A 23,176-nucleotide genomic window follows, 5' to 3' on the forward strand; every position below is an offset into this window, starting at 1 on the left:
ATTGAAACTCGATCCAAATCGTCGCCAATTTTTAAAAAATGCGACACGCACGGCAGGCGGTGTTTGTGGTGTGGGGATCATCTTAGCCTTACAACAAAACCAAAGCCTTGCTCGACAAGGCGTGGCACTGCGTCCACCAGGTGCATTAGCCGATGACAAAGATTTCACCGCCGCTTGTGTTCGCTGTGGACAATGTGTACAGGCTTGCCCTTACGATATGTTGCATTTGGCTTCATTGCTATCACCAATGGAAGCAGGAACACCTTACTTTATCGCTCGTGATAAACCGTGCGAAATGTGTCCTGATATTCCTTGTGTTAAGGCTTGCCCAAGCGGTGCGTTAGATCCAAATTTAACGAATATTGATGATGCTCGAATGGGTTTATCCGTTCTGCTGGATCACGAAACCTGTTTGAACTGGCAAGGCTTACGTTGTGATGTGTGTTATCGGGTTTGCCCGTTAATTGACAAGGCGATCACCCTTGAAATGCAACGCAACGATCGTACGGGTAAACACGCAATGTTTATCCCAACGGTACATTCCGATGCGTGTACAGGGTGTGGTAAGTGTGAAGAAGCCTGTGTGTTAGATGAAGCCGCAATCAAAGTATTACCAATGTCGTTGGCAAAAGGAATGTTAGGTAAACATTACCGACTTGGTTGGGAAGAAAAACAGAAAGCAGGACATTCTCTGCTTGATGAAACCAACCCAGAAGGCATTATTTCCCTACCAACACGAATGCCAGAGGGGGTGAAGTAATGGCAAATTCCCCGAAAGATGCAGGGCTTGAAGCCCGACAAAAACTCGGTTGGTGGCGTGCATATCGCTTTTTAATTTTACGCCGATTAAGCCAGCTCAGTGTAGTGTTAATGTTCTTAAGCGGTCCGATGTGGAATGTGTGGATCTTAAAAGGCAATTACAGCTCAAGTATGCTGTTTGATCTTATCCCCTTAACCGATCCACTAATTACCGCAGAAAGCCTTGCCACAGGCTATTTGCCTGAATGGAAAACCTTACTGGGGGCAGCGATTATCGTGGCAATATATGCCTTACTCGCCAGCAAGGTATTCTGTGGCTGGATTTGCCCTGTCAATGTTGTCACGGATTGTGCAGCTTGGCTACGACGAAAACTGGGGATCCGCCAATCTGCTAAATTACCCCGTTCATTACGTTACGGTATTTTAGCGATGATTTTAGTCGGGTCAGCAATTTCTGGCACATTATTATGGGAATGGATCAACCCCGTTGCAGCACTTGGTCGAGTGTTCGTCTTTGGTCTTGGTGCAACGCTTTGGTTAGTGTTAGCGGTTTTCTTATTTGATTTATTGATTGTGGAACACGGTTGGTGCGGACATCTCTGCCCAATCGGAGCGACCTACGGCTTAATCGGTGCAAAAAGCATTGTACGAGTAGGGGTTGTTGATCGTGCGAAGTGTGATCGCTGTATGGATTGCTTCCACGTTTGCCCTGAACCACAGGTACTACGCTTACCCTTAAATGGTAAACCCGAAGATAGCCAAATAGTGTTATCGAAAGATTGTATTAGTTGCGGACGTTGCGTTGATGTCTGTGCAGAAAATGTATTTAGTTTTACAACACGTTTTGAACGTGAACGGAGTGAAAAATGAAAAAATATCTCGCCCTATTATTAATCGCAGTAACAGGTGTGGCTTTTGCGAATGTGGAAAAAGTCCCGTCAAGTCCAGATAAAGGTGTTGAAGCGATTGAGCCAGCTTTCCACAATATGCCAAAAGATGAAGGAAAGTTACCGCTTAGCTATGTGAACCAGCCCCCAATGATCCCACATAGCATTAAAGGCTACCAAGTGACCAAAAACACCAACCAATGTTTAAACTGTCACGGCGTAGAGAACTATCGTACCACAGGTGCACCCCGCATTAGCCCAACACACTTTATGGATCGTGACGGCAAAGTAACTGGTGACACATCACCACGTCGTTATTTCTGCTTACAATGCCACGTTCCACAAGCAAATGTTGATCCAATTATCGAAAACCAATTTGAACCGACCAAAGCATTTGGGGGTAAATAATGTTTAAGCTCATCAAAAAATTTTGGACGTGGTTTAAAACCCCAAGCAAAATCGGTATCGGTTTTCTCATTGTCGTTTCTGCGATCGGCGGTATTTTATTCTGGGGTGGATTTAACACAGCATTAGAGCACACTAATACAGAAGAGTTTTGTTCAAGCTGTCATATGAATGATGTTGTTCCTGAGTATCGAGCATCTGCTCACTACTCAAACCGCAGTGGTGTTAAAGCGGACTGTGCAGATTGCCACTTACCGCACGAATTTATTCCGAAATGGACACGCAAAATTGTCGCATCTCGTGAAGTTTTTGCTCATCTAACAGGCAAAGTGGACACCAAAGAGAAATTTGAAGCACACCGCTTAGAAATGGCTCAACGTGAATGGGCGAGAATGAAAGCCAACAATTCACAAGAGTGCCGTAACTGCCATAACTTCAGCGATATGGACTTCACTCAGCAAAAAAATGTGGCGGCAAAAATGCACGCAATGGCTGAACAAGAAGGTAAAACTTGTATTGACTGCCATAAAGGGATTGCTCACCAGTTGCCAAATATGCACGGGGTGAAATCAGGTTTCTCTTCAGAGAAATAAGGAATACAAGCGGTGAGATTTGCAAAATTTTTTGCAAATCTCACCGCTTGATCATTTCTATTTATTGCCTCTCCATTGGAACCTCTCTTAAATTTCAGTAGAATAAGTCATCTATTCTTTTATCTATTCTATTTATGGCACCAAAACGTAAACGCCCAACGCTTCAACATATTGCCGATCATTTAGGGATTACTAAAATGACGATCAGTCGTTATTTGCGTAATCCAGAAGCAGTCGCACATCAAACAGGGCTGCGAATTGCAGAAGCGATTACAGAATTTGGCTATATTCCCAATCGAGCACCTGATATTTTATCGAATGCAAAAAGCCGAGCCATAGGAGTGTTGGTGCCTTCTTTAACCAACCAAGTCTTTGCTGATGTGATTAAAGGTATTGAATTAGTCACGGATAAGGCAGGTTATCAAACGATGTTAGCTCACTATGGTTATAGCCAAGAGAAAGAAGAACAGCGAATTGAGTCGTTACTCTCCTATAATGTGGATGGCATTATTCTGTCGGAAAATCACCATTCTAAACGTACTTTGAAGATGCTAGAGGTTGCGAATATTCCAGTGATTGAGATCATGGATAGTAGTGAAATTGGCATTCAACAAGCGGTCGGATTTGACAATATTTCTGCAGCACAATCTATGGTTGAAACTATGATTAGCCGTGGGCATAAAAATATTGTTTATTTTACTGCACGTATGGATAAACGGACAAAATTGAAAATGCAAGGCTATGAACAAGCCATGCGAAAATATCATTTAGAACCACATAGTTTGATTACCGATGAGCCTTCATCTTTTACCCTTGGTGCAAAACAACTTCAACAGGCATTGGCACAATATCCTGATATTGATGGTATTTTCTGTACCAATGATGATTTAGCGATTGGGGCATTGTTTGAATGTCAACGTCTAGGCATTAAGGTGCCAAAAGAGATGGCAATTGCAGGCTTTCATGGACATGATGTGGGGCAATCGCTTACCCCACAATTAGCAACGGTTATTACCCCTCGTTTAGAGATAGGCAAAGTTGCAGCTCAAGAACTATTGAATCGCCTAAAGGGTGAGCCACAGCAGAGTAGTATCATTAATTTAGGCTATCAGATTCATTTGGGCGAAAGTATTTAAAGCAACGGTTTGATGGCTTCAATACAACGTTCTACCACGGTTTCAAAAGGTGCATCAATATCAATAAAAATCACGTCCTTTTCATCTGCCTGTGGCTCTTCTAAGGTTGCAAATTGACTTTTCAGCATATCTGTTTTCATATAATGCCCTTTGCGTTGCTTCATGCGTTCTAACACCAATTCAAAATAGCCTTTCAGAAAGATAAATTTAACATCATTGTTGCCTTGTCGAATACGATCTCGATAGATTTTTTTCAACGCAGAACAGACGATAATACCTTTTTCACTTTTCTGTTCTAAGCTAAATGCCGCATCATTAATCCGTTCTAGCCAAGGTTCTCTGTCTTGATCATTGAGTGGAATGCCACTCCCCATTTTAATAATATTTGCTCTTGGATGAAGATCATCGCCATCAATCAATTTCATACCTAAACGGCGTGTGACTTCTGTCCCGATAGAGGTTTTCCCTGTACTTGATACGCCCATTAAAATAAATGCTTTCCCTTCTGACATAACGGTTCTCCTACAACAAAAAATGTTACCGATAACTGAATTTTTTCTATAATGTAACACGTTGATAGATTAAATCATAAGGTTTTTATTTAAAATTTGAACAAGATCACAGATTTAAAATAAATTTAAGAATAATGTTTACATTTTAGATACAAAATAATATGTTACCAGTAACAATTCATGCCTTAGGGGGTTATATGTTAATTTTTACGATGATTGTAGCGATTATTTTGCTACTTGTGATGATTATGAAATTTAAAGTGCACGCATTTGTGGCTTTAATTATTGTGAGTTTATTAACCGCATTAGCGACAGGGATCTCTGTCGATAAAATTTTACCAACCTTGTTAGGAGGCTTTGGCAGTACATTAGCATCTGTCGCCTTATTGGTCGGTTTAGGTGCGATGATCGGTCGATTACTTGAAATTACGGGCGGAGCAAAAGTCCTTGCCGATACCCTAATCAATAAATTTGGGGAAAAACGAGCTCCATTCGCTCTTGGTGTAGCCTCTTTACTTTTTGGCTTCCCTATCTTTTTTGATGCCGGACTTGTGGTGATGCTACCGATTATTTTTAGCGTAGCAAAACAGTTTGGTGGTTCAGTATTACGTTATGCATTACCATCAGCGGGCGCTTTTGCCGTGATGCACGCCTTCCTTCCTCCTCATCCAGGCCCTGTTGCTTCTGGTGATTTATTGGGGGCTAATATGGGATTGTTGGTGATTGTTGGATTAATCTGTGCGATTCCAACTTGGTATATTGGTACTTACTTATTCAGTATGTTTGTGAGTAAACGTATCCATGTGGATTTACCAAAAGCCTTTTTAAATTCATTAGCTGTAAATGAGACGGCAGTACAAAATCCGCCAAGTTTCAAACGTGTTCTGATTATCCTGTTATTACCGATCTTCTTGATTTTATTTGATACAGGATTGAATACATTAACCGTTGCTAAAGTGGTTGATGGTTCAGACCTGTGGGTTCAAAGTTTACGTTTGATTGGTAAAACACCCGTTGCCTTATTGATTACTTTAGTCGTGGCAATTCTGCTGTTAAAAGGCAATCGTAGCTATGAACAAATTGAAAAAATCTGTAACAACGCTTTAGGGCCGATCTGTTCTATTATTTTAGTAACAGGGGCTGGCGGTATGTTTGGTGGCGTGCTCCGTGCAAGCGGTATTGGTGATGAACTTTCTGCCTTAATGTCAGATACAGGTATGCCAATTATCGTAGCAGCATTTATTATCGCAACAACTTTCCGTGTCGCACAAGGTTCTGCAACAGTCGCATTAACCACAACAGCAGCATTAATTGCACCAATGGTTGCTGCAGATACAAGCCTAACTCAATTTGATCTCTGCTTTATTGTGATTTCTATTGCTTCTGGTGCGACAGTGCTTTCTCACGTAAACGATTCGGGTTTCTGGCTCGTAAGTCGCTTCTTAGAAATGGATGAAAAAACAACCTTGAAAACTTGGACAGCCCTTGAAACCTCTATTGGTGTTGTAGGTTTTATTATTGCTTATATTGGTAGTATTTTACTTTAGTTATTGATGTGACAAGCGGTGAGATTTGCAAAATTTTTTGCAAATCTCACCGCTTGCTTATTCTCCACGATAACGTTTGGTAAACTTCTGTTGATGTTTAGCCATCACATCTTCAATCGCAATATCGTATTTATCCGCTAAGATAAATAAGTTATCAAACACATCACCCAATTCTTCGATTAAATTTTCTTTTTTCTGTAAGGCATCTTGCTCAATTTCATCAGGGCGCTCTCGACCAATCTCAATAGCACGCACGGCACAGGCAACCTCGCCAATTTCTTCTGTGAGATAAGCAAGGCGACGAAAAACATCTCGCTCGTACCAATTCTGCTGTTGATAAAATTCCCTCACCCATTGTTGATATTCTTGAAAGTGCATTTTGTTCTCTCTCATTATTTGTTACCATCTGCCACTACTTTAACAAAACAGGAAGAAAAAGAAATGAAAATAACCGTCTATTGCGGAGCAAGTGTCGGGAATAATTTGGCTCACCAACAAGCGACGATTAAATTGGGTAAATGGATTGCAGAACATCAACATACGTTAGTCTATGGTGGTGGTAACGCGGGGTTGATGGGCTTATTGGCAAATACTGTGTTGGAAAATGGTGGTGAAGTGATTGGTATTATGCCAACCTTTTTACAGGAAAGAGAATTGGCACATAAGGGCTTGACGCAGATGATAACCGTCAATTCTATGCCTGAACGTAAGAGCAAAATGATAGAGTTAGGTGACGCTTATATTGCGTTAGCGGGCGGACCAGGTACATTAGAAGAGATCGCTGAAGTGATTTCGTGGGCGAGAATTGGTCAAAACCCCAATCCGTGTATTTTGTTTAATAGTGATGGCTATTATGATGATTTAAAAGCCTTTTTTGACAATATGGTAAAACAAGGCTTTCTCACTCAAACGGATAGAGACAAAACACTGTTTTCAGATAATTTGGTAGAAATTGAAAGTTTTATTCAAAGTTATACTCCACCAAAAGTGAGAGTATATTAATTGTCTGGGAGATATTTAACAGTTTTCTTTATAGGCAGGCTAATGTTTCTCGAGAGGGAAAAATGGCATAGTAGACAAACTGGCCACTAAAAATGGCTTAAAGCCTTATATTACAGACTTTAAGCCACTTTTTTGAATTATGAACCCAAAAAATGTCATTTTTGCCACAGTAGCGACATTCGCAAACATGGTATAAGAAATAATATTCAACGCTATAAATGTAATGCTTGTAATAAAACATTTACCCTTAAAAAGAAATTAAATCCACCACTATCACGTGATTTAAATATTATTGCGGATACCACCTTTTTTGGTCGTGAATTTGGTATTTTAGTCCTGATGGATTCGCTTTCTAAAAAAGTGGTTTACCATCGTGTCATCAAAACGGAAAAAGATGTGTATTACAGAATAGTATTTAATTCACTTCGTATGAAAGGCTATAACATTCAATCAATTACCTGCGACGGCAGACGGGGTATATTGAAAGATTTATTGGATACATCGACGCAAATGTGCCATTTTCATATGGTAGCTATTGTGATGAGAGCATTAAGAAAAAAACATCAATCTATAGCTGGAAAAGAATTAAAAATTATTGCATTGACTCTTAAACAGAGCGCTAAAAAAGACGTCTATTTACGATTACATCATTGGTATTTAAAACATAAAGCGTTTTTTAGAAGAACGGCCAGGTAAACCGAATGAAAAGGGATATTATCCTTATAAACATCGGAATGTAAGAAGTGCTTATCATAGTTTTAAACGTTATATGGATTATCTATTTACCTATGAAAAGCATGGCGATTTAAATATCGAAAAAACGACAAATAGACTTGAAAACTTATTTGGGCAACTAAAGGAAAAATTATCGCATCATACAGGATTAATGAAAAGACATAAGATTATGTTTATAAAGGATTTTTTAAATAAAAAGAGTTGGTAAGAATTAGGGAAAATAATTAAAACCAACACTTTTGTCTACTATGCCGATAATTCATTTTTTGAGCTTCTTGTGAGTGTTTTTGCAATTATTTTTAATTCTTTACCCGCTTGTGATTGATGTTTTTTTCTTAATTTCCTCATCACAATTGCCACCATATGAAACTGACACATCTGTACTGGCGTATTAAATAAATCTTTCATCAAACCACGTCTACCATCACAGACAATTGATTGAATTATATAGTCTTTTTCTCTTAACCCATTCAGGGCAAGTTTGTAGTAAATATCTTTTTCGGTTCGCACAAAATAATGGGAAATGACGTTGTTTGAATTTGAATCCATTAACACCAATACACCAAAATAACGACCGAAGAATGTCGTATCCATAATGATGTTCAAGTATCGATTTAAAGGTAGTTTTAAAGCTGTTGTAGGGGCTTTATCAATATATCTTTGAATAGTTCTGACTGAACAATGATATTTAACGGCAAGTTGTTGATAGGTTTGTTTTCCGGATGTGTAATCAGTCCAAATTTTTATTGGATCTAATTTATTCTTAAGGGAAAATGTTTTATGACCCTTATGACAAAATATCGTTGAATATTATTTGATGTACCATGTTTCTTTATTTTCAGACTTTGGCAAAATGGGCAGTTTTTTTGTTCATGTTTCAAAAAGAGGCTTAAAGCCTTGTACTATAAGGCGTTAAGCCTCTTTTTAGCAACAAATTTGTCTATTACACCGATTTATTACTGCCCATAATACGCATTCTTACCGTGTTTGCGTAAGTAATGCTTGTCTAACAGCTCTTGTTGCATTGAACCAATATTCGGACGGATTTGGTGGCTGACAAAATTCATATAGGCAACTTCTTCTAATACTACTGAGTTATGTACCGCATCAAATGCATCTTTACCCCAAGTGAAAGGTCCGTGAGAGTGAACTAGCACGCCAGGTACCATTGATGGCTCAATCGCACGTTTACGGAAAGTTTCAACAATCACTTTACCTGTTTCCAACTCATATTCGCCTGCGATTTCTTCTGGGGTCATACGGCGGGTGCAAGGTACAGAGCCGTAGAAGTAATCGCCTTGTGTTGTACCAAGTGCCAAAATATCTTCCCCTGCTTGCGCCCAAGCGGTTGCGTGGCGAGAGTGTGTATGAACCACGCCGCCAATTTCAGGGAATTGACGATAAAGCTCTAAGTGTGTTGGGGTATCTGAAGACGGTTTTTTCGTTCCCCAGACACGATTGCCTTGTAAATCAACAATCACAATGTCATCAGCTGTCATTACATCGTAATCTACGCCAGATGGTTTAACGGCAACTAAACCAGACTCGCGGTCGATTTCACTCACGTTACCCCAGGTGAATGTGACTAATTTATATTTTGGTAATTCTAAATTTGCTTTTAAAACACGTTCACGCAATTCTTTTAACATTCGAAGCCCCCTTCTTTCATTTTTTGTTCAATCCAACGGCGAGCATTGATGATCTCAGCAATCGGCTCTTCCGCTTTTTCTGTCCACATTTCAATTAAAAATGCCCCACGATAGTTCAATTCTGCAAGGGTTTTGAAGCAACTGACAAAATCCACGCAACCATCACCAAACGGTACATCACGGAATTGACCTTTACAGGTTTCAGTAACTTTGTAGGTATCTTTTAAGTGAATAGCCGAGATTTTGTCGATACCAAGTTTAAGCTCTTCCGCAACATTGTCGTTCCAAGCAGAAAGATTGCCTAAATCTGGGTAAACGGTAAACCACGGTGATTTGATGATCTCGTCCCATTTTTTCCAACGGGAAATCGAACTCATAAATTTAGTATCCATAATTTCAACCGCAATGGTCACTTGGTTACTTGCCGCTAACTCAACCGCCCATTCTAAGCCTTCTTGGAAACGTTGGATTGTACCTTCGTCTTGTTCTTCGTAATAGACATCATAGCCCGCAAGTTGAATGGTGCGAATACCGAGATCCACCGCTAATTGAATTGCCTTTTCCATAATTTCGTAGGCTTTTTGGCGAGTCGCTTCATCACGACTACCAAATGGGAAACGGCGATGCCCTGATAGGCACATTGATGGAATGGTTACACCTGTGTTCACTATCGCTTTCACAAGTTTTAAACGCTCTTTTTTACCCCAATCAAGGCGAGCAAGGCGTTCATCAGTTTCATCAATGGAAATTTCCACAAAGTCAAAACCACAGGTTTTGGCGATAGACAGTCTGTCTTGCCAGCTGATGTTTTTTGGCAAGGCTTTTTCATAGATACCTAGTTTATGTTTTCTCACGGGTTGCTCCTGTTTTTAAATCTCCCCTATCCCCCCTTTTTCAAAGGGGGGGAATATTCGGAGAGAGCATTATTATGTATTTGAATATTGATAAATTTGTTCTATTACATTATCCAGATTGCTTATAATTTCCTTGATATTCCCCCCCCCCTTTGAAAAAGGGGGGGAGGGGGGATTTCTAAGCCAAAATCACTTCCAGCCCTTTTTTTTAGTCGTATGAAATTGCTATTATGCACGATGTTAAATTCGTACTTATCGGAATTTCGACACTCAGCATTGCGCTGAGAGCAATTTTTCTCCATATATTTATTGATAAAATAAGAGGTACTCTTATGGAAATGCTCACAGATATCCTGCTCTTTTTAAAAGATCAGGTGTTAAATAAAGCACCATTCTTACTTGGTATCGTAGCCTGCTTGGGTTACATTCTTCTGAAAAAAGACACCACTACCGTGATTAAAGGGACAATCAAAACCATTGTTGGTTTTATGATTGTACAAGCGGGTTCGGGTTTCCTTGTAACCAACTTCAAACCCGTTATCGAAGGTTTATCTAAATTCCATAACTTAACAGGTGCAGTAATCGACCCTTACACCAGTATGCAAGCGACTATTCAAACAATGGCAGACAACTATGCATGGGTAGGTTATGCAGTTATCGGTGCATTATTATTAAATATCTTATTAGTGGTATTTAGAAAATTCACAGGTATCCGTACCATTATGCTTACAGGTCATATTATGTTCCAACAAGCAGGTCTTGTTGCGGTGTTCTATATGATCATCGGTGCTTCTATGTGGGAAACCATTATCTATACTTCTGTGTTAATGGCACTCTACTGGGGTATCTCTTCTAACATTATATATAAACCAACACAAGCGGTTACTGGCGGTGCAGGTTTCTCTATCGGTCACCAACAACAAATCGCGTCTTGGATTGCAGTAAAACTTGCACCGAAACTCGGTAACAAAGATGACTCAGTCGATCATATGAACCTACCAAAATGGTTACATATCTTCCACGACAGTATCTCTGCAACCGCGTTAGTAATGACAATCTTCTTCGGTATCATCTTACTTTCATTCGGTTTAGATAACTTGCAACAAATGGCAGGTAAAACCCACTGGTTTATGTACATTCTTGAAATGGGCTTGAAATTTGCAGTAGCAATTCAAATCATCGTAACTGGTGTGCGTATGTTCGTTGCAGAACTTTCAGAAGCATTCAAAGGTATCTCTGAACGTTTAATCCCGAACTCAGTACTTGCAATCGACTGTGCGGCAATCTATGCTTTCTCACCAAATGCGATGGTATTCGGTTTTATGTGGGGTGCAATCGGTCAGTTCGTGGCAGTAGGTATCCTATTAGGCTTTGGCTCACCAATTCTCATCATTCCAGGCTTTATCCCGATGTTCTTCTCTAACGCAACAATCGGTGTATTTGCAAACCAATTCGGTGGCTGGAAAGCAGTAATGAAAATCTGTTTCGTGATGGGTATGATCGAAGTATTAGGTTCTGCGTGGGTAATCCAAATGTTAGCAAGCCAAGGTACAACCTTCAACGGTTGGATGGGTATGGCTGACTGGGCGTTATTCTTCCCACCAATCCTACAAGGTATCATTAGCGTACCAGGCTTCTTCTTCATCATTGTTGCTCTAGCGATGGTTTATATGTTCTTCGCTTCTCGCAACTTACGCGCTGAAGAAGCAGAAGCTGCAGCAAAAGGCTTAACACTTGAACAATTAGACGGCTACGGCTTAGATGAAGTTCAAACTCAACAAGAAACAAAAGTAGAAGAAAAAGCAGAAGTATCACCTGCTCAAAGTGATGCAAAACCAGTTCGTATCTTAGCGGTATGTGGCTCAGGTCAAGGTTCATCAATGATGATGAAAATGAAGATCAAAGGCTACTTAGATAAACGTGGTATCCCAAATATTATGGACTCTTGTGCCGTAACGGACTACAAAGGCAAATTAAATGAAATCGACATTATCGTTTCATCTCAACACTTAGCAGCAGAAATTGAAGTGCCAGAAGGCAAAGTATTCTTAGGCGTGAAAAATATGTTAAACCCTAACTCATTCGGTGATGAACTCGTTGAGTTAATCAATAAACATAACGCTAAGTAACCTAGTCAATCCCCCCCTTTTCAAAGGGGGGAATTTATCCAAGAGGTGTACAATGAATTTAAAACAATCTTTAATTGAAAATAACTCAATCAAGCTTCATCAATCCGCAAGCAACTGGGAAGAAGCCATCAAAATCGGCACAGACTTACTTGTTACCGCTGGCACAATCGAACCACGTTATTACGACAATATTGTAAGCAAAATCAAAGAGATGGGACCTTACATCATTCTCGTACCAGGTTTAGCAATGCCACACGCTCGCCCAGAAGAAGGGGTAATCAAAACATCATTTGCACTTGTTACCCTTGACACACCAATCTATTTTGAAGGTGAAGACGAGCCTGTTGATGTACTTTTAACCCTTGCAGGTAGCGACTCAGATCAACATATGCAAGGCTTAATGGAAATCACCCAAGTGCTTGATGATCCAGATAGCGACACAGGCGTTGATTTAGATAAAATCCGCCGCTGTAAAACCGCAGAAGATGTGTATGCTGTGATTGATGCAGCATTAAACGGCTAATTCATACAAGCGGTTGGGAAAACGTTGTTTTTGGTAAATATTCAGCACACAAGAGAAATGTAGGGACGCCACGCTTGGCGTCCATTTCCCAAATATAGTAAAGATGATATTTAAAGGACGCCAAGCGTGGCGTCCCTACAATGTTGTTTTAATATTTATATAGTTTCGCTATTTCTTTCTCAAATCTAACCGCTTGCAACCCTAATTTTTAATCTTTAAAAGGAAAATAATATGTCAAAACCACTTCTCCAAATTGCCCTTGATTCTTTAAGTTTAGAAAAAGCTGTTGCTGATGCCAAACAAGCAGAAGATGTTGTCGATATTATCGAATGTGGCACAATCCTAGCTTGTGCAGAAGGTATGAAAGCCATTTCAACACTCAGAGCATTACACCCAAACCACATCATCGTATGTGACCTAAAAACCACCGATGGCGGTGCAATCCTTGCCAAAATGGCATTTGAAGCAGGAGCAGACTGGCTTACCGTTTCAGCAGCAGCTCACCCAGCAACCAAAGCAGCTTGTAAAAAAGTGGCAGATGAATTTAATGCCGCTCACCCTGAATTAAAAGTGAAAAAAGAAATTCAAATCGAAATCTACGGCAACTGGACAGTTGAAAAAGACGCACAAGAGTGGGTAGATTTAGGCGTAAAACAAGCGATTTACCACCGCTCACGCGATGCTGAATTAGCAGGAAAAGGCTGGACAGCAGAAGATATTGAATTAATGAAACAACTTTCTGCAAAAGGTTTAGAACTATCCATTACAGGCGGTATCGTTCCTGAAGAAATTCATCTTTTCAAAGAAGTTAAAAATGCCAAAGCCTTCATCGCAGGTCGTGCCTTAGTCGGTGAAAAAGGTAAAGCAACCGCTGAAGCAATTCGTGCGGAAATTGATAAATATTGGGCATAATACCGTTATTATCTTTAATGGCAATATAGTCAAATATATTGCCTTTTTTACATCCATCATTTATCCTAACCGCCCAATTCTTAAAAATAAAATAGGTTATCTAAAGTCTACAATAGCTCTTCCTTTTAATAACCCTCTTCTACCTACTGATTTGAAAGATATTATCGGAATAAATAAGAACTTTAAATCAGAAACAACTTTAATTAGATTAGTATTTTTTTTCTAAAAATATGCTTTAATATGTAATGTTATTATTGGTACATAAATTAAATACAAATATCCTATAGGAGAATGTATGAAAACCATTTTACTGTTAAACGGCCCCAACCTAAATATGCTCGGAAAGCGTGAACCTCATATCTACGGTTCACAAACGTTATCTGATATTGAGCAACATTTAAAACAACAAGCAGAAGCCCAAGGCTTTGCGTTTGACTATTTTCAAGCAAATGGTGAAGAACCTTTGATTAATCGCATTCATCAAAGCTTCCAAAAAGTTGATTTTATTATTATCAACCCAGGCGCATTTACTCACACCAGCATCGCCTTGCGTGATGCCTTATTATCTGTCGCTATTCCTTTTGTTGAAGTTCATCTATCCAATGTACACGCCCGTGAACCTTTCCGCCACCACTCTTATTTGAGCGATGTGGCAAAAGGGGTGATCTGTGGCTTAGGGGCAAAAGGTTACGACTATGCGTTAGATTATGCGATAAGCTATCTAACCCCCTCTTCATAGCTAATTATTAGGAATAATCCACATATTGAAGTTTACAAGTGGAAAAATAAACCTCATTATTCACAAAATTTAATCTAACCAAAGGAGGAAAATGAATGAAATGGTTTATTCACGCACTAAAAAACAGCTTTAATTTTAAGGGCAGAGCAAGACGAGCAGAGTATGGCTGGTTTATCTTAATCATCATTCTTATTGATCTCTGTTTTTCATTATTTAGCTCAGCTGCAACTGTATTACGAATGTTTAGTTTGGCGGAACTGCTCAATGGATTAAATCTATTGTTTGGATTGATTTTGATTATTCCATCAATCAGCCTTGTTACTCGCCGTTTACATGATCTAGGTTGTTCAGGTTGGTGGCAACTTTGTCAGCTAGCCATGTCAATTGTTCTAGTCATTGCAGGATATAATATTGAAGATGTCATAAACAATCATTTTTCAACGCTGAAAGCAGTTGTTATTATTGTAGTATTAATTATCACTGTTATTTTCTATCTGTTACTCTTCTTCATTGACGGAGATCGTTTTGAAAATAAATACGGTGCGGATCCTAAAGCTGTTGTAGATTCGTAAGCGGTACTGTCAGAAGAAAAATTTAACCACCCATAGCAATGATGACCACATGAAAGTGATACGTTTGGATTGATGTATTGAATAGCCCTCTACATCTATCATTTGCAATAGATTTAATTAAAAGAGGGCTTAAAACTTTGCACTATAAGGATTTAACTCTTCAACAACACTTTTTTCTACTATCAAACAAAAATGGTTAGCCTTTATAGACTATACGCTTGTTAATATATAATTAAAAGATTGTATATTCTGAGTTCCTTTTTTATATACATATTTATCCCTTCCAATAACGAGATTCATCCATTTCAAAATTCCCTCTAATCCCCCAAAACGTTGTATTGATGCAAGTGATTGAAAATGGAATACCTTTTTCTTGAGATGCAGAAACCAATGATTGCCCCTTAAAACGTACCTGATAATATCCATTATCTACCTGAATCAACTCTGCATTTGCGAATTCGAACCCCTCTTTTTTATCTACTTCGATGCTTAAACTGCCATTAACTTCAATATCAGCCAAAATAAAAAGATCTTCTCCAAAGAACTTAAATGATTGGGTCGAAAAATGCATTGGTTTAGCTGGATCTCGAGCAACCATCCCTGCAAGTCTATCTTTATCTACAAATGCAAGCCCTAGTCCACTCTCTCGCCAACCTCGATGTCGACCTTTCCCTCCCATATAATAAATACGGTTATCTCCTGCCGTCATGGACGATGCAAATATTGTTGCACTATAAAACTCCCCATCAAGGTATTTCTCTCTGCCTGCTCCAGCAGGAATCAATATATTATGTTCAGGTACAGCTTTGTTCCATTCCGTCAAATTTGTAGACCAGTACAGTTCTAAATTCAAAGTATCAAAATCCATCACTGAATTGTCACCTTGTTTATAAATAGATGCCAGTCCCAAATAGATATCATTATATTCAAATACCGTCATAGAGTAAGTTTGTTCACCATACCCTTGACCTCGGATCACCTCTTCCAATGGTGACCAGTGAATAAAATCATCACTGCGTGAGATAGCCAGAACCCGAAAGTTACTTGCCTATAAACGAGTAGTCAGCACATATTGATTAGTACGACTATCTTTAAAAACAGAGTTATGGCAATCAGCTCCTAAAATTGGGCTATTTTCCTTCCATTCAACTAACGGCGAGAAATGTATACCATCTGCTGAAAAAGCAACCGCCATTTTCTTATTATCTTCTTTACGAGTAATTAATTTAAAACGTTTATTTGGATCAACTTCCGTTGGTTCATATAAAATACCTGTTCCTGCCACATCTCGCATAATAATATTGTTCTCTTTACTCCCTTCAAAATCCACGATGCCCAACTTAGGTTTTTCCCACAGGATGCCATCATTAGAACGTGCATAAGCTAGCCCTACTTGACGATCTTTAGTGCTATATTGAGCAGAACGTACTTTAAACCCTGCTGAATTCGCAATAGATGGTGTGATAGCTAGAGCTGCAGCTCCACCTAACCCTAATAGAAGAGAACGACGAGTTAGATTTAACATATAACCTCCTGATAAATGAAAGAAGCTATACCATAATAAATTATAGATAATCCTTTCAATATCAATAAGTTATAAATGTGAACTAGATCACAAGAATTTACATGAGTAGATATCTACACTAAAAATGGCTTTCTCCTTTCGTCTAATCTCAACTCTAGTAAAATTTTATCTCAATCTCACCGCTTTTATGGGGTACAATACACTATTCTCATTATACTCAACTTATTTAGAATGAAAGAAACCATTGCTGCACAAGCCACTCCAATTGGACGTGGTGGAATTGGAATTTTGCGAGTATCGGGGCCTCTCGCTACAGAGGTTGCACAAGCGGTCTTAGGTAAATGCCCTAAGCCTCGTATTGCTGATTATCTTCCTTTTAAAGATGAAGATGGGACCGTGTTAGATCAGGGTATTGCCCTCTTTTTCAAAGCCCCTCATTCGTTTACTGGGGAAGATGTCCTTGAGCTACAAGGACACGGCGGACAAGTGATTTTAGACCTCTTACTCAACCGCATTTTAAAAGTAAAAGGGGTTCGTATTGCTCGAGCAGGTGAATTTTCTGAACAAGCCTTTTTAAACAATAAACTCGATCTTGCACAGGCAGAAGCCATTGCAGATTTAATTGATGCAACCTCTGAACAAGCGGCTCGTTCCGCTCTAAAATCATTACAAGGTGAATTTTCCAATAAAATCAATGAATTGGTTGATTCTGTTATCTATTTGAGAACCTATGTAGAAGCGGCTATTGATTTCCCTGATGAAGAGATCGATTTTTTAGCTGATGGTAAAATTGAAGCAAAACTGAATGAGATCATCGCTCAACTTGCTAATGTTCGTCAGGAGGCTAAGCAAGGTACAATTTTGCGAGAAGGTATGAAAGTTGTAATTGCAGGTAAACCTAATGCGGGCAAATCTAGCTTACTCAATGCGTTAGCTGGTCGTGAAGCGGCAATTGTTACCGATATTGCTGGGACAACCCGTGATGTGTTGCGTGAACATATTCATATTGATGGAATGCCGTTGCATATTATTGATACCGCAGGGTTGCGTGAAGCCAGTGATGAAGTAGAAAAGATCGGAATTAAACGTGCGTGGGACGAGATTGAACAGGCTGACCACGTTTTATTAATGATTGATAGCAATGAATCTCAAGCGGATAGTTTCCAACAAGAATGGGCGACATTTTTAGCGAAGTTGCCGAAAAACATTCCCGTGACTGTTATTCGTAATAAAGTGGATTTAACAGGAGAAGCAGAAAGTTTGGTTCAAGCAGATAATTTCACTGTGATTCGCCTGTCAGCACAAACTAAAGTTGGTGTGGATTTATTACGAGAACATCTAAAAAAATCAATGGGTTATCAAAGTTCTACCGAAGGTGGCTTTATTGCTCGTCGCCGCCATTTAGTTGCACTTGAAACAGCGGCAGAACATTTAGAACGTGGACACATTCAATTAACCCAGTTCTATGCAGGTGAATTATTGGCAGAAGAACTTCGAATGGTACAAAATGCCTTAAGCGAAATCACGGGGCAATTTACCTCAGATGATTTGCTCGGCAATATTTTTAGTTCCTTTTGTATCGGGAAATAATTATCGGCATAGTAGACAAAAGTGTCATTTTCATATGGTTACAATTGTGATGAGAAAGCTAACATAAAAAGCATCAATCATAGTAAGTTTCTACTATCATCCCCCACCCTTCCTACAACAAAAATCAAAGGCTTTTGTAGGCAGAATGCGTCTTAGCCACCAAAATAGTTTGGTTGGGAAGGTCACTTGATAGCGTGCTTTGGGCTGTTTGGCATTGAGTGCGTCTAAACAAACTTTAGCACATTCAATGGCTGGTAGCGTAAAGGGGTTGGCATTTCCTTTGGTGTTTAGGCGTGCCAACTGTTGCTGATAGGCTTCTTTGTGGAATGAATTTTCTATATCAATATATTGCTGTAATTTCACCACAGAATTAGGGCGGAATTTGCTTTGAATAGGGCCTGGTTCGATCAGGCTGACATAGATATTCGAGCCGTGCAATTCGTGGCGAAGGGTGTCTGCCATACCTTCTAAAGCAAATTTAGTGCTGTTGTAAGCCCCACGAAAGTGCATTGCGGCAAAGCCTAAAATGCTACTATTGATTAAAATCCGTCCGTGATTTTGTTGGCGAAATAGCTTTAAAGCGTAGTTCATCACTTCCCACGCCCCAAATACGTTGGTTTCAAAAATTTCACGCAAGGCTTCACGGGGAATGTCTTCCACTGTCCCTGGCTGTCCATAACCTGCATTGCAAAAAACTGCATCTAAACCACCGCTTTGTTGAATATAATCAAAGACTTGGGCAATTTGGGCTGAGTTAGTCACATCAAGTTCAACACATTCAAAGCCTTCAAATTGCAGACGTTGTACATCTTCCGCTTTGCGACAACTGGCAATTACTCGCCAGCCTTGTTGTTTGAGATAATGGGCTGTTGCATAACCTATGCCCGACGAACAGCCTGTAATTAAGATGGTTTTCATTGTGTTAATCCGTTTAACCATTGAACAAAGTCACCTGCCTGCATAAAACCTGTCACACGAGATTGGCTCAATTCCCTGCCTTGCTCATCAAAGAAAAGGATAGTCGGCAAGCCCAGCACTTGAAAATGCTTCATCAATTCATCATTTTCACCAGAGTTTTTTGTCATATCGATCTGCAACACTGCCATTTCTGCCAATTTCGCCTGCACCTTTGGATCAACGAAAGTATATTTTTCAAACTCTTTACAAGCCACGCACCAGTCGGCATACAGGTCGAGCATCACTTTTTTACCTTTGTTAGCGGTCAGTTGTTGCTCTAATTCTGCAAGGGAGTGAATGCGTTTAAAATGGTTGCTTTGAGTTTGGTTTACTGGCGTAGGTTGCCACGCAAGATCTAGCCAAGGTTTGCTCGCAACGACCAAGGTTGCCAATACAAGCAAACGAAACACTTTTTTCCAGCCCTGCAAACCATCGCACTGCTCATTTAACCAGAGTAAAAAGACTATCGCCAGAGCCGACCACAGCAGTGGCTCAATAACAGTGGGTAGCACACGAGAGAGCAAAAAGACAGGCAGAGCCAACATTACGAAGCCAAACAGCGTTTTTACTTTCAGCAACCAATCCCCCGATTTTGGCAAAATGCGGTTGCCGAAAAGGGTCACTAACATCAGTGGAATGCCCATTCCTAAGGCTAATAGGTAGAGAGCTAAACCGCCTGTCAGTAAGTCACCGCTTTGTGCCACATAGAGCAATGCACCAGATAGGGGTGCTGATGTGCAAGGGGAAGCAACTAGCCCTGCGATCATTCCCATTACAAATACGCTAAAAAACGATCCGCCCTGTTGCTGTTGGCTTAGTTGATTTAATTTTTGTTGCCAACGGTGTGGAAGTTGTAGGGTAAAGAGACCAAACATCGACATTGCGAGCAAAATAAAGAGCAACGAAAGCCCAATCAGTACAGGCGGACTTTGCAAAGCGACTTGAAAAGGCAAGCCAATCGCCGCAACCAGTAGCCCTAAGAGCGTGTAAGTGACTGCCATTCCTTGCACATAGCTTAAACTGAGCAAAAACGCGCGTAGGCTATTCGGACGCTGTTTACTGCCGATCACAATCGCAGACAGTAGTGGCAACATCGGTAACACACAAGGCGTAAAGGCAAGCCCCAGCCCTAACACAAAGAACCAAAAAATAGCAAGGCGATTTTCGGCTAAGGTTTCGGCAAGTTGGTTCTGTTCGGCTTTAGGTTGAGCGACAGAAATAGCGGTAATATCTGCGGTATTTTTTGCAACATTATCAGCGGAAGTCGCCGCTTGTAAATCAAGGGTCACTTCTTCAGGGGGATAGCAAAAGCCTTTGGTGCAACCTTGATAACGCACCAGCACTTGCCCAGTCGCATTCGCTTCAAGGGCAACGGGGATTGTTAGCTGATTGCGATAAATTTCTACTTCCCCAAAAAACTCATCTTGGTAACGCTCTGCCGTTGGAAATTGTGGCTCGCCCAGTTTGGCATTGTTTGACGAAATAGCGATCTCTTTTTTATAGAGATAGTAGCCATCGGCAATCTGCCAAGCGAGTTGCAGTTGATCCGCTTGCTGTTGAGATGAAAACGCAAATGCCTGATCGCTGGGTAGAAATTTAGGTTGTGAGCTAAATAGGCTTGCAGTAGCAGGCAAATAAAATGTACTCAAGGAAAAGAGTGTAAAAATAATTTTAAACATAGATAATTTTATCCCTTCAAGATAAAGTGAATTGTAGATGATTGCTTTATATATACAAGCTCTTTCACTTAATCAGAGTAATAAACCAAATTAATTTGTCCACGATCCCCTTGTATCCACCAACCATGTAGGAGATAGATGTCTTTTAGCATGTTGCTGAAATGCCAGATGATCTACTAAGAACACGACAACATCCGCTGTGATACCTTGAACAAAATCCACCCATTCTACTTTTTCTGCAAGGGAAGCTGGCAATTGAGCTATATGTGGTTCAACCACCCATAATTTACCTTGATGCCAATCGGCAAAGTATTCTGTAATTGCTAGGGCTGGGCTCTCTCGCAGATCGGATACGTTAGCTTTAAAGGTAATCCCTAAACAAGCTAATGTCAGATCAGAAATTTTACGATTTGTTGCAACGGCACATTCGGCTAGGCAACTTTTTATTTTATCAATAACCCAAAAAGCTTTACTATCATTGACTTCTCGTGCAGTACGAATCAAGCGTGCATGTTCTGATTGAGCAACAATAAACCATGGATCGATAGCAATACAATGCCCTCCAACCCCAGCTCCAGGTTGTAAAATACTTACGCGAGGGTGGCGGTTCGCTATGCGGATCAACTCCCAAACATTGACATTGAGTTGATCACAAATCATTGATAGCTCATTGGCAAAAGCAATATTCACATCTCGAAAACTGTTTTCAGTGAGTTTACACATCTCAGCCAGCCGAGAGTCAGTAGTAATACATTCTCCTTTTACAAAAAGCTGATACAACGCTACCGCTTGTTGTGTGCAGTTCGGGGTCAATCCGCCAATCACACGGTCGTTATGATAGAGCTCATGCCAAATATTGCTAGGCAATACTCGCTCAGGACAATAAGCGACCGCCACATCTGTGGGAATAGATAAATCAGGGCGTTCTTTTTCAATCCATTGAGCAAGTTGTTCAGTTGTTCCTACGGGAGAGGTAGATTCTAATACTACTAAATTCCCTTGTCTTAAGTAGGGTGCGATACTTTTCACTGCTGATTGTATTGCGGTTAAATCTGGTTGACGGTTTGCCTGTAGAGGGGTGGGAACTGCAATAATAAATGCATCGGCAAAGGTTGGTTCCGTGCTTGCATAAAAATGCCCTGAACTTACCGCTTGTAATACAGCTTGAGCTAGTTCAGGTTCATGTAGATGACTTCGACCTTGATTAATTTGTTCGATCACACGAGGGTTGCAATCAATGCCAATCACTTGTAGCCCTGCAAGTGCAAAAGCCGCTGCTGTAGGTAAACCGATATAGCCCAGTCCTACAACGACTATTTTTTCAAATACAGCCATTACATTGTTCCTTGTGCAAGTTGTTTTATCACCGCAACAATACGTTCACTCGCTTTACCGTCACCGTATGGGTTTTGAGCATGGCTCATTTGTTGGTATTGTTGTGGATCGTTTAATAATGCCTTCACACTTTGAACAATATACTCGGTATTAGTTCCTACTAACTTCACTGTGCCAGCTAACACAGCTTCAGGACGTTCGGTGATTTCTCGCATTAATAGCACTGGCTTCTGTAATGCGGGTGCTTCTTCTTGAATGCCGCCAGAATCAGTTAAAATTAGATAGGCTTTTTGCATTAAATAGATAAAAGGCAAATAAGGTTGAGGCTCAAGTAAAAAGAGATTATCAATATTTGCTAACAAACGTTGGGTAGGCTCAATTACGTTAGGATTAAGGTGAACAGGATAGACAATCTGTATGTCAGTATGCTGTTCTGCTAATATTCGCAAAGCATGGCAAATCCGTTTAAATCCATCGCCAAAGTTCTCTCGGCGATGTCCTGTGACTAAGATCAGTTTTTTATGTAGATCTAAAAAGGGAAACTGCTGCTGCATCTGTTGAGCGAGCGGTCGATTTTGTATGATTTTTTGCGACATCATCATTAAAGCGTCAATAACCGTATTTCCCGTTACCCAAATACGATCTTCTGCATGATGTTCTGCCAATAAATTAGCTTTAGCCTTATCTGTTGGGGCAAAATGATAGTTGGCTAACACGCTGGTTAAATGACGGTTAGCTTCTTCAGGGTAAGGGGAAAAACGATTTCCTGTACGTAATCCTGCCTCGATATGGGCAATCGGTACACGCTGATAATAGCATGCCAAGCTGGCAGCAAATGTGGTAGTTGTATCGCCGTGAACTAAAACAAGATCTGGCTGAGATTGAGACAACACCTCACTTACTCCTAGTAAAATACGGCTTGTAATATTTGCCAGATCTTGCCCTGATTTCATGATATTTAGATCAAAGTCAGGTTGAATATCAAACAAAGATAACACAGGATTGAGTAGTTGGCGGTGTTGTCCTGTTACACAAACTTGAATAGCAAAAGCCTCTTCCTGTTGCAATCTTTTAATAAGAGGAGCCATTTTTATTGCCTCTGGTCGAGTACCAAAGACCGCTAAGATACGATATGC

Annotated in this window: 27 protein-coding genes; 15 read left to right on the forward strand and 12 right to left on the reverse strand. The window is 40.1% G+C overall.

Features of this window, described 5'->3' with window-relative positions; translation table 11 throughout:
• Position 1: 1 nt before the first annotated feature.
• The 5 genes from napG (at position 2) to gntR (ending at position 3,780) form a co-directional block, all read left to right on the forward strand.
• Positions 2-760 (forward strand): ferredoxin-type protein NapG, encoded by a 759-nt coding sequence (napG, locus tag J1G47_RS03665; RefSeq protein WP_005714270.1) that lies wholly within the window; start codon positions 2-4, stop codon positions 758-760.
• Entirely contained in the window at positions 760-1,629 is an 870-nt protein-coding gene (gene napH / locus J1G47_RS03670) for a quinol dehydrogenase ferredoxin subunit NapH (protein ID WP_010786601.1), read from the forward strand. The genes napG and napH overlap by 1 nt, the downstream gene beginning before the upstream one ends.
• Positions 1,626-2,054 (forward strand): nitrate reductase cytochrome c-type subunit, encoded by a 429-nt coding sequence (locus J1G47_RS03675; RefSeq protein WP_005714265.1) that lies wholly within the window; start codon positions 1,626-1,628, stop codon positions 2,052-2,054. The genes napH and J1G47_RS03675 overlap by 4 nt, the downstream gene beginning before the upstream one ends.
• Entirely contained in the window at positions 2,054-2,644 is a 591-nt protein-coding gene (locus J1G47_RS03680) for a cytochrome c3 family protein (RefSeq protein WP_005714264.1), read from the forward strand. Before J1G47_RS03675 ends, J1G47_RS03680 begins: the two co-directional genes overlap by 1 nt.
• A 134-nt stretch (positions 2,645-2,778) precedes the next feature.
• On the forward strand, positions 2,779-3,780 hold the full coding sequence (gene gntR, locus J1G47_RS03685; RefSeq protein WP_041603183.1) for a gluconate operon transcriptional repressor GntR: 1,002 nt from the start codon (positions 2,779-2,781) through the stop codon (positions 3,778-3,780).
• Here gntR and J1G47_RS03690 read toward each other — a convergent pair.
• Positions 3,777-4,292, reverse strand: coding sequence for a gluconokinase (locus J1G47_RS03690; protein ID WP_075605494.1), 516 nt, complete (start codon positions 4,290-4,292; stop codon positions 3,777-3,779). The two genes, gntR and J1G47_RS03690, sit on opposite strands and share 4 nt — an antisense overlap.
• A 197-nt stretch (positions 4,293-4,489) precedes the next feature.
• On the opposite strand from J1G47_RS03690, the gene J1G47_RS03695 reads away from it, so the two are divergent.
• The gene (locus J1G47_RS03695) at positions 4,490-5,839 is read left to right on the forward strand and encodes a GntP family permease (protein WP_010786597.1); all 1,350 of its coding nucleotides are present in this window, start codon (positions 4,490-4,492) and stop codon (positions 5,837-5,839) included.
• Positions 5,840-5,896: 57 nt separating this feature from the next.
• On the opposite strand, the gene J1G47_RS03700 is transcribed toward J1G47_RS03695, so the two are convergent.
• Positions 5,897-6,217, reverse strand: a complete 321-nt coding sequence (locus tag J1G47_RS03700; RefSeq protein ID WP_160413318.1) for a MazG nucleotide pyrophosphohydrolase domain-containing protein — start codon at positions 6,215-6,217, stop codon at positions 5,897-5,899.
• A 63-nt stretch (positions 6,218-6,280) separates the two neighbouring features.
• Between J1G47_RS03700 and J1G47_RS03705 the strand changes: the two genes are divergently transcribed.
• The 3 genes from J1G47_RS03705 to J1G47_RS12300 all read left to right on the forward strand — a co-directional run bounded on the left by J1G47_RS03705 (position 6,281) and on the right by J1G47_RS12300 (position 7,784).
• Positions 6,281-6,841 carry an LOG family protein gene (locus J1G47_RS03705; protein ID WP_010786596.1) on the forward strand — a complete coding sequence of 187 codons (561 nt, stop codon included), beginning with the start codon at positions 6,281-6,283 and terminating at the stop codon, positions 6,839-6,841.
• A 132-nt stretch (positions 6,842-6,973) separates the two neighbouring features.
• Positions 6,974-7,537: a transposase gene (locus J1G47_RS12295; RefSeq protein ID WP_457769181.1), complete on the forward strand. Its 564-nt coding sequence runs from the start codon at positions 6,974-6,976 to the stop codon at positions 7,535-7,537.
• Positions 7,538-7,610: 73 nt separating this feature from the next.
• The gene (locus J1G47_RS12300) at positions 7,611-7,784 is read left to right on the forward strand and encodes a hypothetical protein (RefSeq protein WP_021115467.1); all 174 of its coding nucleotides are present in this window, start codon (positions 7,611-7,613) and stop codon (positions 7,782-7,784) included.
• Positions 7,785-7,822: 38 nt separating this feature from the next.
• Here J1G47_RS12300 and J1G47_RS03715 read toward each other — a convergent pair whose 3' ends face one another.
• The 4 genes from J1G47_RS03715 to J1G47_RS03725 form a co-directional block, all read right to left on the reverse strand.
• On the reverse strand, positions 7,823-8,377 hold the full coding sequence (locus J1G47_RS03715) for an IS256 family transposase, variant Zn-binding type (protein WP_418251393.1): 555 nt from the start codon (positions 8,375-8,377) through the stop codon (positions 7,823-7,825).
• On the reverse strand, positions 8,329-8,457 hold the full coding sequence (locus J1G47_RS12305) for a transposase-like zinc-binding domain-containing protein (RefSeq protein WP_416037107.1): 129 nt from the start codon (positions 8,455-8,457) through the stop codon (positions 8,329-8,331). Before J1G47_RS12305 ends, J1G47_RS03715 begins: the two co-directional genes overlap by 49 nt.
• Before the next feature lie 75 nt (positions 8,458-8,532).
• The gene (gene araD / locus J1G47_RS03720; RefSeq protein WP_005712736.1) at positions 8,533-9,225 is read right to left on the reverse strand and encodes an L-ribulose-5-phosphate 4-epimerase; all 693 of its coding nucleotides are present in this window, start codon (positions 9,223-9,225) and stop codon (positions 8,533-8,535) included.
• Positions 9,219-10,079, reverse strand: coding sequence for an L-ribulose-5-phosphate 3-epimerase (locus J1G47_RS03725; protein ID WP_005712738.1), 861 nt, complete (start codon positions 10,077-10,079; stop codon positions 9,219-9,221). Before J1G47_RS03725 ends, araD begins: the two co-directional genes overlap by 7 nt.
• Positions 10,080-10,411: 332 nt before the next feature.
• On the opposite strand from J1G47_RS03725, the gene J1G47_RS03730 reads away from it, so the two are divergent.
• The 5 genes from J1G47_RS03730 to J1G47_RS03750 all read left to right on the forward strand — a co-directional run bounded on the left by J1G47_RS03730 (position 10,412) and on the right by J1G47_RS03750 (position 14,954).
• Positions 10,412-12,208: a PTS ascorbate-specific subunit IIBC gene (locus J1G47_RS03730; RefSeq protein ID WP_005712744.1), complete on the forward strand. Its 1,797-nt coding sequence runs from the start codon at positions 10,412-10,414 to the stop codon at positions 12,206-12,208.
• A gap of 52 nt (positions 12,209-12,260) precedes the next feature.
• Positions 12,261-12,731 carry a PTS sugar transporter subunit IIA gene (locus tag J1G47_RS03735; RefSeq protein ID WP_005712747.1) on the forward strand — a complete coding sequence of 157 codons (471 nt, stop codon included), beginning with the start codon at positions 12,261-12,263 and terminating at the stop codon, positions 12,729-12,731.
• A 231-nt stretch (positions 12,732-12,962) separates the two neighbouring features.
• Positions 12,963-13,643 (forward strand): 3-keto-L-gulonate-6-phosphate decarboxylase UlaD, encoded by a 681-nt coding sequence (locus J1G47_RS03740; protein WP_005712749.1) that lies wholly within the window; start codon positions 12,963-12,965, stop codon positions 13,641-13,643.
• Positions 13,644-13,938: 295 nt separating this feature from the next.
• Complete coding sequence (gene aroQ / locus J1G47_RS03745; protein ID WP_160403386.1) at positions 13,939-14,382, forward strand: type II 3-dehydroquinate dehydratase; 444 nt, start codon at positions 13,939-13,941, stop codon at positions 14,380-14,382.
• A 95-nt stretch (positions 14,383-14,477) separates the two neighbouring features.
• Positions 14,478-14,954 carry a DUF805 domain-containing protein gene (locus J1G47_RS03750; protein ID WP_005712752.1) on the forward strand — a complete coding sequence of 159 codons (477 nt, stop codon included), beginning with the start codon at positions 14,478-14,480 and terminating at the stop codon, positions 14,952-14,954.
• A gap of 274 nt (positions 14,955-15,228) precedes the next feature.
• Here J1G47_RS03750 and J1G47_RS03755 read toward each other — a convergent pair whose 3' ends face one another.
• Together J1G47_RS03755 and J1G47_RS11770 are read right to left on the reverse strand one after the other, a co-directional pair.
• Entirely contained in the window at positions 15,229-15,942 is a 714-nt protein-coding gene (locus J1G47_RS03755; protein WP_207326763.1) for a hypothetical protein, read from the reverse strand.
• A 60-nt stretch (positions 15,943-16,002) separates the two neighbouring features.
• Entirely contained in the window at positions 16,003-16,479 is a 477-nt protein-coding gene (locus J1G47_RS11770) for a hypothetical protein (protein ID WP_234924171.1), read from the reverse strand.
• A gap of 231 nt (positions 16,480-16,710) precedes the next feature.
• Here J1G47_RS11770 and mnmE point away from each other — a divergent pair, with 231 nt between their 5' ends.
• Positions 16,711-18,069: a tRNA uridine-5-carboxymethylaminomethyl(34) synthesis GTPase MnmE gene (gene mnmE / locus J1G47_RS03765; protein ID WP_021114457.1), complete on the forward strand. Its 1,359-nt coding sequence runs from the start codon at positions 16,711-16,713 to the stop codon at positions 18,067-18,069.
• 96 nt (positions 18,070-18,165) lie between these two features.
• Here the strand turns inward: mnmE and J1G47_RS03770 are convergent, their stop codons facing one another.
• The 4 genes from J1G47_RS03770 to wecB all read right to left on the reverse strand — a co-directional run bounded on the left by J1G47_RS03770 (position 18,166) and on the right by wecB (position 23,128).
• Positions 18,166-18,987 carry an SDR family NAD(P)-dependent oxidoreductase gene (locus J1G47_RS03770; RefSeq protein WP_035491433.1) on the reverse strand — a complete coding sequence of 274 codons (822 nt, stop codon included), beginning with the start codon at positions 18,985-18,987 and terminating at the stop codon, positions 18,166-18,168.
• Positions 18,984-20,705, reverse strand: a complete 1,722-nt coding sequence (locus tag J1G47_RS03775; protein ID WP_207326764.1) for a protein-disulfide reductase DsbD — start codon at positions 20,703-20,705, stop codon at positions 18,984-18,986. The genes J1G47_RS03770 and J1G47_RS03775 overlap by 4 nt, the downstream gene beginning before the upstream one ends.
• Positions 20,706-20,795: 90 nt before the next feature.
• Positions 20,796-22,040: a UDP-N-acetyl-D-mannosamine dehydrogenase gene (gene wecC, locus J1G47_RS03780; protein ID WP_207326765.1), complete on the reverse strand. Its 1,245-nt coding sequence runs from the start codon at positions 22,038-22,040 to the stop codon at positions 20,796-20,798.
• Positions 22,040-23,128: a non-hydrolyzing UDP-N-acetylglucosamine 2-epimerase gene (gene wecB / locus J1G47_RS03785; protein ID WP_010786584.1), complete on the reverse strand. Its 1,089-nt coding sequence runs from the start codon at positions 23,126-23,128 to the stop codon at positions 22,040-22,042. Before wecB ends, wecC begins: the two co-directional genes overlap by 1 nt.
• Between the last annotated feature and the right edge of the window lie 48 nt (positions 23,129-23,176).

It is taken from the genome of Glaesserella parasuis (assembly GCF_017352235.1).
GTDB classification, from domain to species: domain Bacteria; phylum Pseudomonadota; class Gammaproteobacteria; order Enterobacterales; family Pasteurellaceae; genus Glaesserella; species Glaesserella parasuis.